This window comes from Labrys sp. 22185 (genome assembly GCF_052045555.1).
GTDB lineage: Bacteria > Pseudomonadota > Alphaproteobacteria > Rhizobiales > Labraceae > Labrys > Labrys neptuniae.
In genome coordinates this window covers 140,997-155,462 of sequence record NZ_JBQEPH010000015.1, presented here as the reverse complement: position 1 = coordinate 155,462, position 14,466 = coordinate 140,997, and the positions used below count along the sequence as shown (strand labels likewise).

13 protein-coding genes and 1 pseudogene are annotated in these 14,466 nt (G+C 62.7%); 7 read left to right on the top strand and 7 right to left on the bottom strand.

Features of this window, described 5'->3' with window-relative positions; all coding sequences use genetic code 11:
- From ACTJKX_RS25070 to ACTJKX_RS25060, 3 genes are all read left to right on the top strand, one after another.
- On the top strand, nt 1-400 hold a 400-nt coding region (locus ACTJKX_RS25070; protein ID WP_440725774.1), incomplete at its 5' end, for a transposase.
- A gap of 72 nt (nt 401-472) precedes the next feature.
- Nucleotides 473-817 (top strand): hypothetical protein, encoded by a 345-nt coding sequence (locus tag ACTJKX_RS25065; protein WP_440726893.1) that lies wholly within the window; start codon nt 473-475, stop codon nt 815-817.
- 297 nt (nt 818-1,114) lie between these two features.
- Nucleotides 1,115-2,137 (top strand): LLM class flavin-dependent oxidoreductase, encoded by a 1,023-nt coding sequence (locus tag ACTJKX_RS25060; RefSeq protein ID WP_440726892.1) that lies wholly within the window; start codon nt 1,115-1,117, stop codon nt 2,135-2,137.
- 355 nt (nt 2,138-2,492) lie between these two features.
- Here the strand turns inward: ACTJKX_RS25060 and ACTJKX_RS25055 are convergent, their stop codons facing one another.
- From ACTJKX_RS25055 to ACTJKX_RS25040, 4 genes are all read right to left on the bottom strand, one after another.
- A complete protein-coding gene (locus tag ACTJKX_RS25055) occupies nt 2,493-2,681 on the bottom strand; it encodes a hypothetical protein (RefSeq protein WP_440726891.1) in 189 nt (62 codons plus the stop codon).
- 23 nt (nt 2,682-2,704) lie between these two features.
- A complete protein-coding gene (locus tag ACTJKX_RS25050; protein WP_440726890.1) occupies nt 2,705-3,379 on the bottom strand; it encodes a hypothetical protein in 675 nt (224 codons plus the stop codon).
- Nucleotides 3,380-3,396: 17 nt separating this feature from the next.
- Entirely contained in the window at nt 3,397-7,176 is a 3,780-nt protein-coding gene (locus ACTJKX_RS25045; RefSeq protein ID WP_440726889.1) for a vitamin B12-dependent ribonucleotide reductase, read from the bottom strand.
- 497 nt (nt 7,177-7,673) lie between these two features.
- A complete protein-coding gene (locus ACTJKX_RS25040; RefSeq protein ID WP_440726888.1) occupies nt 7,674-8,957 on the bottom strand; it encodes an NAD(P)/FAD-dependent oxidoreductase in 1,284 nt (427 codons plus the stop codon).
- Between the two features lie 140 nt (nt 8,958-9,097).
- Here ACTJKX_RS25040 and ACTJKX_RS25035 point away from each other — a divergent pair, with 140 nt between their 5' ends.
- The 4 genes and pseudogenes from ACTJKX_RS25035 to ACTJKX_RS25020 form a co-directional block, all read left to right on the top strand.
- Nucleotides 9,098-9,604: a DUF1003 domain-containing protein gene (locus ACTJKX_RS25035; protein ID WP_440726887.1), complete on the top strand. Its 507-nt coding sequence runs from the start codon at nt 9,098-9,100 to the stop codon at nt 9,602-9,604.
- An 89-nt stretch (nt 9,605-9,693) separates the two neighbouring features.
- Nucleotides 9,694-10,629, top strand: a complete 936-nt coding sequence (locus ACTJKX_RS25030; protein ID WP_440726886.1) for a nucleoside hydrolase — start codon at nt 9,694-9,696, stop codon at nt 10,627-10,629.
- Nucleotides 10,630-10,744: 115 nt separating this feature from the next.
- Nucleotides 10,745-11,152 (top strand): NADH:ubiquinone oxidoreductase subunit NDUFA12, encoded by a 408-nt coding sequence (locus ACTJKX_RS25025; RefSeq protein WP_068296007.1) that lies wholly within the window; start codon nt 10,745-10,747, stop codon nt 11,150-11,152.
- A gap of 82 nt (nt 11,153-11,234) precedes the next feature.
- A pseudogene (locus ACTJKX_RS25020) lies at nt 11,235-11,687 on the top strand (DUF2155 domain-containing protein); the annotation flags it as partial.
- 266 nt (nt 11,688-11,953) lie between these two features.
- Here the strand turns inward: ACTJKX_RS25020 and aat are convergent.
- The 3 genes from aat to accB are packed head-to-tail and all read right to left on the bottom strand — an operon-like array spanning nt 11,954 to nt 14,465.
- Nucleotides 11,954-12,622 carry a leucyl/phenylalanyl-tRNA--protein transferase gene (gene aat, locus ACTJKX_RS25015; protein ID WP_311935087.1) on the bottom strand — a complete coding sequence of 223 codons (669 nt, stop codon included), beginning with the start codon at nt 12,620-12,622 and terminating at the stop codon, nt 11,954-11,956.
- 11 nt (nt 12,623-12,633) lie between these two features.
- Nucleotides 12,634-13,992, bottom strand: a complete 1,359-nt coding sequence (gene accC, locus ACTJKX_RS25010) for an acetyl-CoA carboxylase biotin carboxylase subunit (protein WP_311935085.1) — start codon at nt 13,990-13,992, stop codon at nt 12,634-12,636.
- 5 nt (nt 13,993-13,997) lie between these two features.
- Nucleotides 13,998-14,465 carry an acetyl-CoA carboxylase biotin carboxyl carrier protein gene (gene accB / locus ACTJKX_RS25005; RefSeq protein ID WP_440726885.1) on the bottom strand — a complete coding sequence of 156 codons (468 nt, stop codon included), beginning with the start codon at nt 14,463-14,465 and terminating at the stop codon, nt 13,998-14,000.
- Nucleotide 14,466: the final 1 nt, after the last annotated feature.

The following is a 14,466-nucleotide window of genomic DNA, read 5'->3' as shown; positions in this document are numbered from 1 at the left end:
GACCCAGACCCTGATCGCGGGCCTGCGTCACCAAGGGCTGAGCGCTCCTTGGGTGATCAAGGGCGCGATGGATCGTGCCGCCTTCAATGTCTATGTCGAAACCCAGCTGGCGCCGACCTTGCGGCCTGGCGACATCGTTATCCTCGACAATCTCAGTGTCCACAAAAGTGCAAAGGCCGAAGCCCTTATCCGGGCGCGCGGGGCCTGGATGCTGTTCCTGCCGCAGTACTCGCCAGACCTGAACCCCATCGAAATGGCCTTCTCCAAGCTCAAGGCGCATTTGCGAAAAGCCGCAGCTCGAACCTTCGATACCCTGTTCAAAGCCCTCCACGACATCTGCAAACTCTTCGAGCCACGCGAATGTCAAAACTACTTCAAGGATGCAGGATATGCTTCATAATATCGGCACGATGCTCTAGCGCCGGCATTGACCGAGCCGGCGCGGCCGACGTTCCTGCGTTGGATGACCTTCGTGTCTTCGGCCATCTATGCCCTTTATTGGGTCGCCGATAATCCTTCTCGCATCCTCGACCACGCCGAGCACCACACCGGCCTCAAGGCTCGTTTGTTCGACCGCATCGCCCGCTGCTGGGAATTGATGGGGGCACAATTGCGTCCGGGAAAGTATCTCCTCGGCGAGGATCTATCGGTTCTCGACCTCTATGTGGCAACGGCCTCACGCTGGTCGCCCGGGCGGCGGCGCTTCTGTGAGGCCGCACCCGGTCTGGCGGAGACAATACGCCGGGTGGATGCAGATCCCCGGCTGACGGCCCTCTGGGCGGAGCGTTTCCCGTTCAATCAGGGGTGGGAGCGTTAGAGCAAAACGCGTTCAGACGGAAACGCCGTTTGCTCTCACTCTTTGGTTCGACGCGTCTTTGCGATTGTCGGCGATTCCGCCAAATCGCAAAAAGCGTCAGCGCGTAAAGCCGGTTCGAGATCGCCGGATGAGGTCTGTCTTCTTGATGAGGCCCATTTGCCGTTACGGGTCTCCGACTGGTCATCCGGTTCGGGTAGGGGGCTGCTGAAATGGATCTGGAGTCCCTATATCTGAAACGCGCCGGCCCTTTTTCCCGCTGCCGGACGCATCTGGGCATTCAGCAGGCAGACATTTCGCATGAAGAAGATCGGTTTTCTTTCGTTCGGGCACTGGACACCATCAAGTCAATCGCAAACGCGATCTGCTGCCGATACGTTGCTGCAGTCGATCGACCTGGCCGTCGCGGCGGAGGAATTGGGGGCGGATGGCGCCTATTTTCGCGTCCATCACTTCGCGCGCCAGCTCGCTTCGCCTTTCCCCTTGCTGGCGGCCATCGGTGCCCGGACCAAGCGCATCGAGATCGGCACCGCCGTGATCGACATGCGCTACGAGAACCCGTTCTACATGGTCGAGGATGCCGGTTCCGCCGATCTCATCGCAGGAGGGCGCCTGCAACTCGGCATCAGCCGCGGCTCGCCCGAGCAGGTGATCGATGGCTGGCGCTATTTCGGCTACCAGCCCGCGGAGGGCAAGAGCGATGCCGACATGGGCCGCCAGCATGCCGAGGTCTTTCTGAACCTGCTGCGTGGAGAAGGATTCGCGCAGCCCAATCCACGGCCGATGTTTCCCAATCCGCCGGGCCTGCTGCGCCTCGAGCCGCATTCGGAAGGCTTGCGCGAGCGGATCTGGTGGGGCGCCTCATCGGATGCAACCGCGGTCTGGGCCGCCAGGCTGGGCATGAACCTGCAGAGTTCGACCCTGAAGAACGACGAGACGGGCGAGGCCTTCCATATCCAGCAGGCCAAGCAGATCCGCGCCTATCGGGCGGCATGGAAGGAGGCCGGCCATGCGCGCGAGCCCCGGGTCTCCGTCAGCCGCAGCATCTTCGCGCTGATGAATGACGAGGACCGGATGTATTTTGGCCGGGGAGGCGATGGAGAGGACCAGATCGGCTTCATCGACGAGCGGACGCGCGCGATCTTCGGACGCAGCTATGCCGCGGAGCCCGAGGTGCTCATCGAGCAGCTCAAGCAGGACGAAGCGATCGCCGAGGCCGATACGCTGCTCCTCACCGTCCCCAACCAGCTCGGCGTCGCCTACAATGCCCATGTCATCGAGACGATCTTGACCGAGGTCGCGCCTGCGCTCGGCTGGCGGTGAGCAGGACAGGCGGTTGTTGTAAGGGCCGCAATCGGGCGTTGTTCCAAAAAGAGCACCCGCCAAACAGGTTTGGCGGGTGCATTATCCGAATTGCCCAAGGCTTTGAAATTACGCCCTCTTCTTCAGCGGCGATGGATGTTCAAGGACATCCATCGCACCGTGGCACACTCTCCATCCATCCTCAGCTGCAGCCGGTGGTGCCGCCGCAGGTGTCGCATTTCAGGCAGGTGCCGTTACGGACCAGCGTGGGCAGGCTTCGCCTTCATAGCCGCGCAGCTTGGCTTCCTTGCGCCGCTCGGAGGCCGGCTTCACCGCGGGAGCGGCCGGGGCTTCCTAACGACGGTGTCTGCTCTGTTTAGGAGTTTTTTGTATCGCGGCCATCCGGTTCTTTGGCAACTCCTTTATAGGGACCGTCGCCTTGCTTAACCGGCATGAACTCGCCGGTACGTTCATCGCGCTTCTGCCAATGTCCGTCTGGTCGCTGAAATTGTGTTCTACCTGTTACCGCACCTCGACGATAATCGTCGCCCGTATTCTTTGCCATAACAATCTCCATCGGTGACGTGATTAGAACTTATTAAGGTCTCTATGGCCGCAATCCATACATGTTCTTGTTATCCCATTGCTAAACGCTGAAAGTTGGCCGCAGCTAGAGCAAAAGGTTACGCATTTATTTTGGTGTGATCGTGCTTTATTTTCCCGGAATGCGGTCGCTCTGCGAGCCGCTACATCTTTGTCGATATTGTGCCATTCAATCAGAACGTCGACTGCAGAGTCTTTTTCCAACAGGTATTCTGGACATATAAGAGCATCTGACCAAGTAATGGCTTGCCATTCGCTTGAGTACTCTTTTGTTGCATACTTCAACCTGGCTTCTGGATCGTCAGAATAGTTCCTATCAGCATTATCGTGCAATATGGCGTGTGCAAGTTCGTGTGCCACTATTGCATTGCATTCAGCATCACCTTTTTTTGCTTTTTGCCAGACCCTCTGATCAATATGCATTTCAAAGGGCGAATATCGCACAAATCCGGGGTAGTCTTTGCTATCTAGAAAATCATCAACCTTTAGAACCAATAGACCTTTTGTTCCAAAGGGTCTATTGGCTGCTAGTTGTTCCACGAAGTCGGCTACATTGAGATTTCCGTGTTGTGATCTGTTAGCAAGCTTTCGAAATTCCAAGGCGGATCGCTCCAGAGCTGTTTGGCTATAGAAATCAGCATAGTGATCTCGACGCGTCATCTGGAACGACCTTGGTTTTAAGAGCAGCCAGTCGTGCTTCCGCAGGAGTCACACTTCAGGCATGTGCCATTGCGGACTAAGGTAAAGTTGGCACACTCAGGGCAAGCATCACCTAGGTAGCCTTTCAGTTTGGCCTCAGCGCGCCGGCTCGCCATCAAAGCCTGAGGTGTTTCCTCTGGCTTAGAAAAGTGAAGTGTCTTTGTTGGGTCGAAGGCTTCCTCCTCCTTCAGCGCGGTGGCGCCGACGGTCTGGGCGCCGAGAGTCTGGGCTCCCGGTCCCGCCACGACACCGCGACCGGTGTTGACGGCGCTCGACAACGCCGTGATGGCGCCGCGGGCATCGCTGGAGACCGGGGCGAGCGTGTTCGAAGCCGCCGTGGCGCCGCCCGGCATCACCACGAAGCGCTCGGTCTTGGAGCGGACCAGGCCGCGCGAAACCGGCACGGTCACCGGTTGGGCCGGGGCCTTGCTCTCGCCGTCACCGCGGCCGAGCGTGGCATGGCCATCCTCGTCCGGCACGACATGGGCGAGGTCGTAGCGGCCGACATAGGAAATGGCGAGCTCGCGGAATACATAGTCCAGGATGGAGGTGGCGTTCTTGATCGAGTCGTTGCCCTGCACGAAGCCCGAGGGCTCGAAGCGCGTGAAGGTGAAGGCCTCGACATATTCCTCCAGCGGCACGCCATATTGCAGGCCGAGCGAGATGGCGATGGCGAAATTGTTCATCATCGCGCGGAAGGAGGCCCCTTCCTTGTGCATGTCGATGAAGATCTCGCCGAGGCGACCATCGTCATATTCGCCGGTACGCAGATAGATCTTGTGGCCGCCCACCACCGCCTTCTGGGTGTAGCCCTTGCGACGATCGGGCATCTTCTCGCGCTCGCGCGCCACTTCCACCCGCTCGATGATGCGCTCGACGATCTTCTCGGCGACCTGGGCCGCGCGGGCGGGCACCGGACGCTCGAGATGTTCCTCCACCGCATCGGCCTCGTCCTCGTCGGCCAGAAGCTGCGAGTTCAGTGGCTGGGAGAGCTTGGAGCCGTCGCGATAGAGGGCGTTGGCCTTCAGCGCCAGGCGCCAGGACAGCATGTAGGAGGCCTTGCAGTCCTCGACCGTGGCGTCGTTGGGCATGTTGATGGTCTTGGAGATCGCGCCCGAGATGAAGGGCTGCGCCGCCGCCATCATGCGGATGTGGCTTTCGACCGAGAGGAAGCGTTTGCCGAGGCGACCGCAGGGATTGGCGCAATCGAACACCGGCAGGTGCTCGTCCCTAAGATGCGGCGCGCCTTCGAGGGTCATGGCGCCGCAGACATGGATGTTGGCCTTCTCGATATCCGCCTTGGCGAAGCCGAGATGGACGAGGAGGTCGAAGGACGGCTCGTTGAGCTTCTCGGCCGGCACGCCGAGCTTGCCGGTGATGAAGTCCTCGCCCAGCGTCCACTTGTTGAAGACGAACTTGATGTCGAAGGCCGAAGCGAGGGCCTTCTCGACCACGGCAAGCTTCTCCTCGGTGAAGCCCTTGGCGGCCAGCGAGGTGTGGTTGATCGCCGGTGCCTGGCGCAGCGAGGCATGGCCGACGGCATAGGCCTCGATCTCGGCGATGTCCGCTTCCGAATAGCCGAGGGTACGCAAGGCCGCAGGCACGGCGCGGTTGATGATCTTGAAGTAGCCGCCGCCGGCCAGCTTCTTGAACTTCACCAGAGCGAAATCGGGCTCGATGCCGGTGGTGTCGCAATCCATCACCAGGCCGATCGTGCCGGTCGGCGCGATCACGGTTGCCTGGGCGTTGCGGTAGCCATGGGCCTCGCCAAGGGCGAGCGCGTTGTCCCAGGCGGCCTTGGCGTGTTCGACAATGGCCTTGCCATTGTCACCGAGCGCGGCAAGGGAGGCGTGGTCGAGGGCGACGGGCGCGGTGGACAGCGCCTCATAGCCGCCGCTCTCGCCGTGAGCGGCGCGGCGATGGTTGCGGATCACGCGCAGCATGGCTTCGCGGTTCGGCTCGAAACCGGGGAAGGAGCCGAGTTCCTTGGCCATCTCGGCCGAGGTCGCATAGGCAACGCCGGTCATGATCGCCGAGAAGGCACCGCCGAGTGCGCGACCGGCATCGGAATCATAGGGGATGCCGGAGGTCATCAGGAGGCCGCCGATATTGGCATAGCCCAGGCCCAGCGTGCGGTAGCGATAGGACAGTTCCGCGATCGCCTTGGACGGGAACTGCGCCATCATCACCGAGATTTCGAGCACGATCGTCCACAGGCGGACGGCATGTTCGTAGGACGCCAGGTTGAAAGTGCCGTCGGCGTTGCGGAACTGCAGGAGGTTCAGCGAAGCCAGGTTGCAGGCCGTGTCGTCGAGGAACATGTATTCCGAGCACGGATTGGAGGCGCGGATCGGCCCCGAGACCGAGCAGGTGTGCCAGTCATTGATGGTGGTGTGGAACTGGATGCCGGGATCGGCGGAAGCCCAGGCGGCGTGGCCGATCTTCTCCCACAGGTCGCGCGCCTTCAGCGTCTTCACCGTCTTGCCGGTGATGCGGGCCTTCAGCTCCCAGTCGCCATCCTTCTCGACAGCATTGAGGAAGTCATCGTCCACGCGCACCGAATTGTTGGAATTCTGGCCGGAGACGGTGAGATAGGCCTCCGAATCCCAATCGGTGTCATAGGTGTCGAAGGCGATGTCCTTGTAGCCCTGCTTGGCGAACTGGATGACGCGCTTGATGTAGTTGTCGGACACCAAGGCGCGGCGGGCAGCCTTGATCTCACGCTTGAGGGCCGGGTTGCGCTCGGGGTCGAAGCAATCTTCGCCCGGGCCTTCGCACTGCACGCAGGCGCGCATCACCGCCTTGAGGTGCTTCTGCACGATCTTGGAACCGGTGACGAGCGCGGCGACCTTCTGTTCTTCGCGCACCTTCCAGTCGATATAGGTCTCGATGTCGGGATGGTCGGCATCGACCACCACCATCTTGGCCGCACGGCGGGTGGTGCCGCCCGACTTGATGGCGCCGGCGGCGCGATCGCCGATCTTCAGGAAGGACATCAGGCCGGAAGAGCGACCGCCGCCCGACAGCCTCTCGCCCTCGCTGCGCAGGGCCGAGAAGTTGGAGCCGGTGCCCGAACCATATTTGAACAGGCGCGCCTCGCGCACCCACAAATCCATGATGCCGCCCTCGTTGACGAGGTCGTCGGCAACCGACTGGATGAAGCAGGCATGCGGCTGGGGATGCTCGTAGGCCGAGGTCGAGGAGGTCAGCTTGCCGGTCTTGTAGTCGACATAGAAATGGCCCTGGCCGGGGCCGTCGATGCCATAGGCCCAATGCAGGCCGGTGTTGAACCATTGCGGCGAATTGGGCGCGACCATCTGCATGGCGAGCATGTAGCGGTGCTCGTCGAAGAAGGCCTGGGCATCGTCCTCGCTATCGAAATAGCCACCCTTCCAGCCCCAATAGGTCCAGGTGCCGGCGAGGCGATCGAAGACTTGGCGTGAATCCGTCTCGCCAACAGTGCGCTCGGCCTCGGGGAGGGCGGCCAGAGCCTTCTTGTCGGGGATGGTGCGCCAGAGCCAGGACGGCACGGCGTTTTCTTCCACGCGCTTGGTGCGGGCGGGCACGCCCGCCTTGCGGAAATATTTCTGCGCCAGAATGTCGGCGGCGACCTGGCTCCAGGCCTCCGGCACGGCGATGCCTTCCAGCCGGAAGACGATCGAGCCATCCGGGTTCCGGATCTCGCTCGTCGCCGTCCGGAACGCGATGGACGCGTAGGGGGACTGCCCCTTCTTGGTGTAAAGCCGTTCAATCCGCATTGCGTTCTGCCCCGAAAATTAGACGCAAAAATCCGCGCCGTGCCATCGTTACGGCTCGGTTCGAAAACTGTCTGACATCCTGTTTACTTGTCGGTGAGTACATGGCCCTGCCAACGTTCGAATGCCGGGGCTCGTGCCCCGCAATTCCGCGAGGTCACCCCCGCCGCCGACGTTTCCGACTATGACTCAATAGGTATGACTCGCGGGCAGGGGCGTCAAGATTTAGTGCCGGCAAAATGAGCGGCTATCTACATATAGTAGAGGCTGTGGAAATCGGGGACAAGCTTGAGCGGGAGCCCTCAAGGTTCCGGAATCCCTGGCAAAATTGCCGCCTTCAACCTGTCTTTGAATTGCCATGTTCCGGTCATGTTTCATTTACCATCCCCGGTGGATGACCCAAAATGGCACACAAGCCCTTGTGGAGAGGTCGCTGAAGGCTTGCCGTAAGGGCAAGCGTGAGGAGCCGGAAGGGGCGAATCGAGGGCGCCGTGATTCCCTCACACCTTTTGAGCGTGCGAATCGTCCTCGTCGCCACCCTGCGTGATCAGGCGGGCGCTGCGCTGGTTGCGGGTGTGGATCCACAGCCAGCTCAGGGCGACGCTGAGGCGGGAGCGCACGCTGATCAGGAAATAGATGTGGGCGATGCCCCAGATCCACCAGGCGAGCGCGCCACGCAGCTTGATCCAGCCGAAATCGATCACTGCGCGCTTCTTGCCGATCTGCGCCAGGCTGCCCTGATGCTTGTAGTGGAAAGGGGGCGGGGCGGGGGCATCCGCCAGGCGCGCTCGAATCACACGGGCGACATAGACACCAGCCTGCTTGGCAGCCGGGGCGATGCCGGGGACCGGCTTGCCGTTGGGCCCGGCAAGGCTGATGGTGTCGCCGATGGCGAAGATCTCGGGATGACCGGGCACGGTCAGGTTCGGCTCGACGATGATTCGGCCGTTGCGGTCCGCCGGGACGCCGAGCCATTCGGCGGCCGGGGAAGCGCGCACGCCCGCGGCCCAGACGATGGTGCGCGCTGGCAGCAGCTTGCCGCCATAGACGACGCCGTCGGCCGTGCATTCGGTGACTGCGGCGCCGAGAACCACCTCGACACCAAGGCTTTCGAGCGATTGTTTCGTGTAGTCCGACAGATCGTCGGGATAGCCCGCGAGCACGCGAGGGCCTGCCTCCACCAGCACGACCCGTGCCTTATGGGTGTCGATGCGGCGAAAATCCGGAGCCAGCGTGTCGCGCGCCAGTTCGGCGATGGTGCCGGCAAGCTCCACGCCGGTCGGTCCGGCGCCGACGATCACGAAGGTGAGCAAGGCGTCCTGCACCTCGGGGTCCGTTTCGCGTTCCGCCTTCTCGAAGGCAAGAAGGATGCGTCGGCGAATGGTGGTGGCGTCCTCGATCGCCTTCAGGCCGGGGGCGTGAGGCTCCCATTCGTCATGTCCAAAATAGGCATGGCGGGCGCCCGTCGCCAGGATGAGCGTGTCGTAGGCAAGCCGCGCCCCGTCCTTCAGGAGCACCTGGCGCGCCGATGCGTCGATGCCGGTGACTTCGCCGAGCAGCGTGGTCACCTCCGGCCGGCCGCGCATGAGATGGCGAATCGGCCAGGCGATCTCGGAGGTGGATAGCGAGGCGGTGGCGACCTGATAGAGCAGGGGCTGGAAGATATGGTGGTTGCGCCGGTCCACCAGGGTGATCTCGACGGGCGCGCCTTTGAGATGGTGGATGGCCTCCAGCCCTCCGAAGCCCGCCCCGACGACCACGATGCGGTGGGGTTCGCCCGCCATGGCATAGCCTCCTGCTCGACAGTCCCGAATCGCGACGTTCTCGTGCCATGGCATGGAATCATGCCCGACAAGATCCTGCGTCCACGCACAGAAGCTTGTAGCATTCCATTCCCGCAAGCAGAGTCGGAAAGAACGGGAAGATGAGCCTCATCGCCAAAGCCCATCAACTCCATGACGAGGAACGCACGCTCCTGCATCGATTGCGCCAGGAGCGACGTGCCCATCGGCGGCCGGATCCGGCCGCCTTGCCCGCCGGAGCCCGCATCGCCGATGCCGTCGCCGCAACCATGGGAAGCTGGCCCTTCATCATCGTGCAATCGGCCGTGCTCGCGGCCTGGGTGGTGCTCAATGTCGTCGTCTTCATGCAGCACTGGGATCCCTATCCCTTCATCCTGCTCAATCTGGCGCTGTCGTTCCAGGCAGCCTATGCCGCTCCCTTCATCATGATGAGCCAGAACCGGCAAGCTGCCATCGATCGCGCCGCTGCCACGCATGACTATGACGTCAATACCAAGGCGGAACTGGAGATCGAACTGCTGCACGAGAAGATCGACTTCCTGCGCGAGACCCAGGTCGCGGAGCTGATGCAGCTGGTCAAGCGGCTGGAGGAGAAGCTCGATGCCGCCGGCCAGGCGCCACCGGCCTGAAACCGGCGACGAGCGTGCGGCTGCGGCGCCTTGCGTGCCGGCTGCCGCCGGTCCATGGTCCCGCCTTCTTCAATGCTCCCGAGTCAGCCATGTCCCGCTCCATCATCATCGACACCGATCCCGGCCAGGATGACGCCCTGGCGCTGCTGCTGGCGCTGGGAAGTCCCGAGCTCGAGGTGCTGGGCATCACCACGGTGGCGGGCAATGTGCCGCTGGCCCTGACGAGCCGAAACGCGCGCGTGGTCTGCGAACTAGCGGGGCGATCGGACATCACGGTGTGCGCCGGCGCGGACCGGCCGCTGCTGCGTCCGCTCGTCACCGCGGAACATGTGCATGGCAAGACGGGCCTCGATGGCGCGGACCTGCCCGAGCCCACCATGCCGATCAGCCCGCGCCATGGTGTCGACTTCATCGTCGAAACCCTGATGACGCGCCCCTCCGGCACCATCACGCTGTGCCCGCTCGGTCCTCTCACCAATATCGCGCTGGCGCTCCTGCGCGAGCCGCGCATTGTCCCGCGCATCAAGGAAATCGTGCTGATGGGGGGCGGTTGCTTCGAGGGCGGCAACATGACGCCGGCAGCCGAGTTCAACATTTTTGTCGATCCCCATGCCGCCAAAGCGGTTTTCGCCTCCGGGGTTCCGATCACCATGGCGCCGCTCGATGTGACGCACAAGGCGCTCACCACGCGCCCGCGCGTCGACAGGATCCGGAAGATCGGTACCAAAGTTTCCGATGCCGCGGTGGGTTGGCTCGATTTCTTCGAGCGCTTCGACGTGCAGAAATATGGCTCGGAAGGCGGACCGCTGCATGATCCTTGCGTGATCGCCTGGTTGCTCAAGCCCGAACTCTTCACCGGCCGTTCCTGCAATGTCGAGATCGAGACTGAATCTCAGCTCACCCAGGGCATGACGGTGATCGACTGGTGGGGTGTCACCGACCGTCCGAAGAATGCCTTCGTCCTGGGGGGCATCGATGCCGAGGGCTATTTCGACCTGATCGCGCAGGCGATTGCGCGGCTCTAGGGCCGTCGGCAGGCGCTTTGCGTTAGAAATCACCGATGAGGCTATGCGCAATGGTGGACATCCCCGTCGCGCTTGGCCATAAGACTTGCAACGGAATACGAAACGGCAGCCCTCGATGAAAACGCTCCTGCAGATCTTCACGTGGTGGAACGGCTCCACGATCGGAACCCGCTTCTGGACCTCGCGGAAGGGCGAGCGCGTGGGCGAGGACGAGTTCGGCAATGTCTATTACCGCACCAAGGGCGGCGCCGTGGATCCGACCATCGGCGTGCAGCGTCGCTGGGTGCAGTACAATGGCTATGCCGAGGCCACGGCGATTCCGCCGGGCTGGTGGGGCTGGATGCACCATCAGATCGACACCCCGCCGAGCGAGACCGAATACAAGCCGCGCGAATGGCAAAAGCCGCATCGCCCGAACCAGACCGGTACGGTGAACGCTTATCATCCGAAAGGCTCGATGCTCTCCCATGGCCATCGCCAGTCGGCGACCGGCGATTACCAGGCCTGGTCGCCGGGAGACTGACGCACCGCATGGCCGGGGCGCGGCCATGTCAGTGGCCGTCTTTTTGCCCCGATGGGGCGCTATCGCTTCTCGACTCGTCCAGATACGGATCCATTTGCTTTTGCGTCCGCTTGCCTTCTTTCCCCCGACCGGCCGCTCGCGCTGCCTTGCCATGGCAAGCGTGGCCTGCCTCGGTTTGATCCTGGGCAGCACCGCCGCCCGGGCCGAACGCATCGCCAATCCCACCGCGGTGTTCACCGGCCTCGACAAGATCTCCGGTGAAATCAGCACCTTCGAGGCGCCGGTTGGACAGACGGTGAAGTTCGGCGCGCTCAGCGTGACGCCGCGCGTGTGCTACAGCCGCTCGGCCAGCGAAGATCCGCAAACCACGAGTTTCGTCGAGATCGACGAACTGACCCTCAGCAAGAAGGTCGAGCGCCTGTTCAATGGCTGGATGTTCGCGTCCAGCCCGGGCCTCAATGGCGTCGAACATCCTGTCTATGACGTCTGGCTCAAGGACTGCAAGGGCGGCAAGACCAGCGATCCGCCGCCTCCGCCCGTCGTCACGGCGCAGCCGGGCACCAAGCCCGCCAAGGGCAAGAAGGGACAGGCCGCGGCGCCCGAGCCGGATGTCGCTCCGCCGCCCGAGACCGGTGACGGCAACACCGATTTCTTCGACCAGCCGGTGGATCCCAACGCACCGCAGGATTAAGCGGACGGTCTTTCGCTGCCTCTGCACCGCTTTGTCGAGGGGGAGGGAGGCAGAACTGGCGCCGTCGCCTATGTTGCCAGCTTCCGACAAGCTCTTCCTGACCGGCTGGCTCAGTCGGCAAGGGCGGCCAGGATGTCCGCGCCCGACCGGGCTTCGCGCTTGGGCCACGCAAGAAAATCGCCATCTTCGGCCAGGGCGTCGTCCAGCAAACGATGATAGAGCGTGCGCGGCAACTCGATGGCGCCCAGACTCATCAGATGATCGGTGACGAATTGGGTGTCGAGCAGCTGGTAGCCGCCATGGCGCAGCCGTGCCACCAGATGGGCCAGGGCCACCTTGGATGCGTCGCTCTCCAGATGGAACATGCTTTCGCCGAAGAAGGCGCCGCCGAGATCGACGCCGTAGAGGCCGCCGACCAGCCGGCCATTGCGATAGGCCTCGACGGTGTGGCAATGGCCCAATCGGAACAACTCGCCATAGAGCCGACGGATCGACGAGTTGATCCAGGTGGTGCGGCGTCCCGGTCCGGATCGGGCGCAGCCCTCGATCACCGCCTCGAAATCATGATCGACCACGATATCGAAACGATCGGAGCGGATGGTACGGGCGAGACGATGGGAGATCACCAGCCCGTCGAGCGGGATGATGCCGCGAAATTCCGGCTCGACCCAGTAGAGGCCGGGATCGTCGGCGCTTTCGGCCATCGGGAAGATGCCGCAGGCATAGGCCTTGAGCAGGACCTGCGGCGTGATCTCCAGATTGAGCTCGGCGCCCGACATGGCAGAGCCGCCTAGGCGCTGTCGCTCATGCCGCCGGCTTCGAGGAATTTCTCGAGCCAGTGAATGTCGTAGAGACCGTTCTGGATATCCGCGTTGCGCACCAGAGTGCGGAACAGTGGCAGGGTGGTCTCCACGCCATCGACCACGAATTCGTCGATGGCTCGGCGCAGGCGCATCAGGCATTCGGTGCGCGTGCGGCCGTGCACGATCAGCTTGCCGATCAGCGAATCGTAATAGGGCGGGATCTTGTAGCCCTGGTAGACGGCCGAATCGACGCGCACGCCAAGGCCACCCGGCGGATGAAAATAGCTGATCGTGCCGGGCGAAGGCCGGAAGGTCGCGGCATTCTCGGCATTGATGCGGCATTCGATGGCATGGCCTTCGATCTGCACGTCCGACTGCTTGATCGACAGCGGCGAGCCAGCCGCGATCTTGATCTGCTCGTTGACCAGATCGATGCCGGTGATCATCTCGGTGACCGGATGTTCCACCTGGATGCGCGTGTTCATCTCGATGAAATAGAACTCGCCATTTTCATAGAGGAACTCGATGGTGCCGGCGCCGACATAGCCGAGCTCGATCATCGCCTTGGCGACGATATCACCGATCTTGTTGCGCTGGGCAGCGTTGAGGGCCGGCGAGGGGCCCTCCTCCCACACCTTCTGGTGGCGACGCTGCAGAGAGCAATCGCGTTCGCCCAGATGGATGGCGTGGCCCTGGCCGTCGCCGAGCACCTGCAATTCGATATGGCGAGGCTTCTGCAGATATTTCTCCAGATAGACCGCATCGTCGCCAAAGGCGGCCAGCGCTTCCGCGCGGGCGGTGGCGAGAGCATCGGGCAGGTCTTCCGCCGTCAGAGCCACCTTCATGCCGCGGCCACCGCCGCCGGCAGCGGCCTTGACCAGCACCGGATAGCCGATCTCCTCGGCGATGCGGGCAGCATCGGTGTCATTGGTGACGCCGCCATCCGAGCCGGGCACGCAGGGAATGCCGAGGCGCTTGGCAGTGCGCTTGGCCTCGATCTTGTCGCCCATCATGCGGATATGCTCCGCTTTGGGGCCGATGAAGGCGATGTTGTGCTGATCGAGGATGTCGGCGAAGCGGGCGTTTTCCGACAGGAAGCCATAGCCCGGATGCACGGCCTCGGCGCCGGTGATCTCGCAAGCCGCGATCAGAGCGGGAATGTTGAGATAGCTTTCGCGAGCCGGCGGCGGGCCGATGCATACGCTTTCGTCCGCCAGCTTGACGTGCATGGCATCGGCATCGGCGGTGGAATGGACAGCCACCGTCTTGATGCCGAGCTCCTTGCAGGCGCGCAGCACGCGCAGGGCGATCTCACCGCGGTTCGCGATCAGGATCTTGTCAAACATTCACGTCACTCGATGATCATCAGAGGCTGGCCATATTCGACCGGCTGCTTGTCCTCGATGAACAGCGCGCTCACCGTTCCCGAACGCGGCGCGATGATGTCGTTGAAGGTCTTCATCGCCTCGACGATCAGCACGCGGTCGCCCTGGTTGACCTTGCTGCCGATCTCGACGAAGGCTTTGGCGCCTGGTGCGGCGCCGAGATAGGCGGTGCCCACCATCGGCGATTTCAAGACGCCGGGATGATTGGCTGGATCGGCAGCGGCCGGAGCGGCTGCAACAGCAGCCGGAGCAGCGACGGCGACGGCCGGCGCGCTGACCGGCACGGTTGCCGTCACATTGATCTGCCGCGCCACCCGGATGCGCAGGTCGGCCTGCTGCACCTCGATTTCGGTGAGATCCGTCTCCGTCAGGAGATTGGCGAGTTCCCGGATAATCTCGGGGTCAATCCCCGATTTGGTTCGCGACATCGTCATG

Bases quoted from the DNA above. Each gene is read 5' to 3' on its own strand.
- ACTJKX_RS25060 (WP_440726892.1), top strand. From the start codon at position 1,115: ATGAAGAAGATCGGTTTTCTTTCGTTCGGGCACTGGACACCATCAAGT.
- ACTJKX_RS25055 (WP_440726891.1), bottom strand. From the start codon at position 2,681: ATGGCAAAGAATACGGGCGACGATTATCGTCGAGGTGCGGTAACAGGT.
- ACTJKX_RS25050 (WP_440726890.1), bottom strand. From the start codon at position 3,379: ATGACGCGTCGAGATCACTATGCTGATTTCTATAGCCAAACAGCTCTG.
- ACTJKX_RS25045 (WP_440726889.1), bottom strand. From the start codon at position 7,176: ATGCGGATTGAACGGCTTTACACCAAGAAGGGGCAGTCCCCCTACGCG.
- ACTJKX_RS25040 (WP_440726888.1), bottom strand. From the start codon at position 8,957: ATGGCGGGCGAACCCCACCGCATCGTGGTCGTCGGGGCGGGCTTCGGA.
- ACTJKX_RS25035 (WP_440726887.1), top strand. From the start codon at position 9,098: ATGAGCCTCATCGCCAAAGCCCATCAACTCCATGACGAGGAACGCACG.
- ACTJKX_RS25030 (WP_440726886.1), top strand. From the start codon at position 9,694: ATGTCCCGCTCCATCATCATCGACACCGATCCCGGCCAGGATGACGCC.
- ACTJKX_RS25025 (WP_068296007.1), top strand. From the start codon at position 10,745: ATGAAAACGCTCCTGCAGATCTTCACGTGGTGGAACGGCTCCACGATC.
- aat (WP_311935087.1), bottom strand. From the start codon at position 12,622: ATGTCGGGCGCCGAGCTCAATCTGGAGATCACGCCGCAGGTCCTGCTC.
- accC (WP_311935085.1), bottom strand. From the start codon at position 13,992: ATGTTTGACAAGATCCTGATCGCGAACCGCGGTGAGATCGCCCTGCGC.
- accB (WP_440726885.1), bottom strand. From the start codon at position 14,465: ATGACGATGTCGCGAACCAAATCGGGGATTGACCCCGAGATTATCCGG.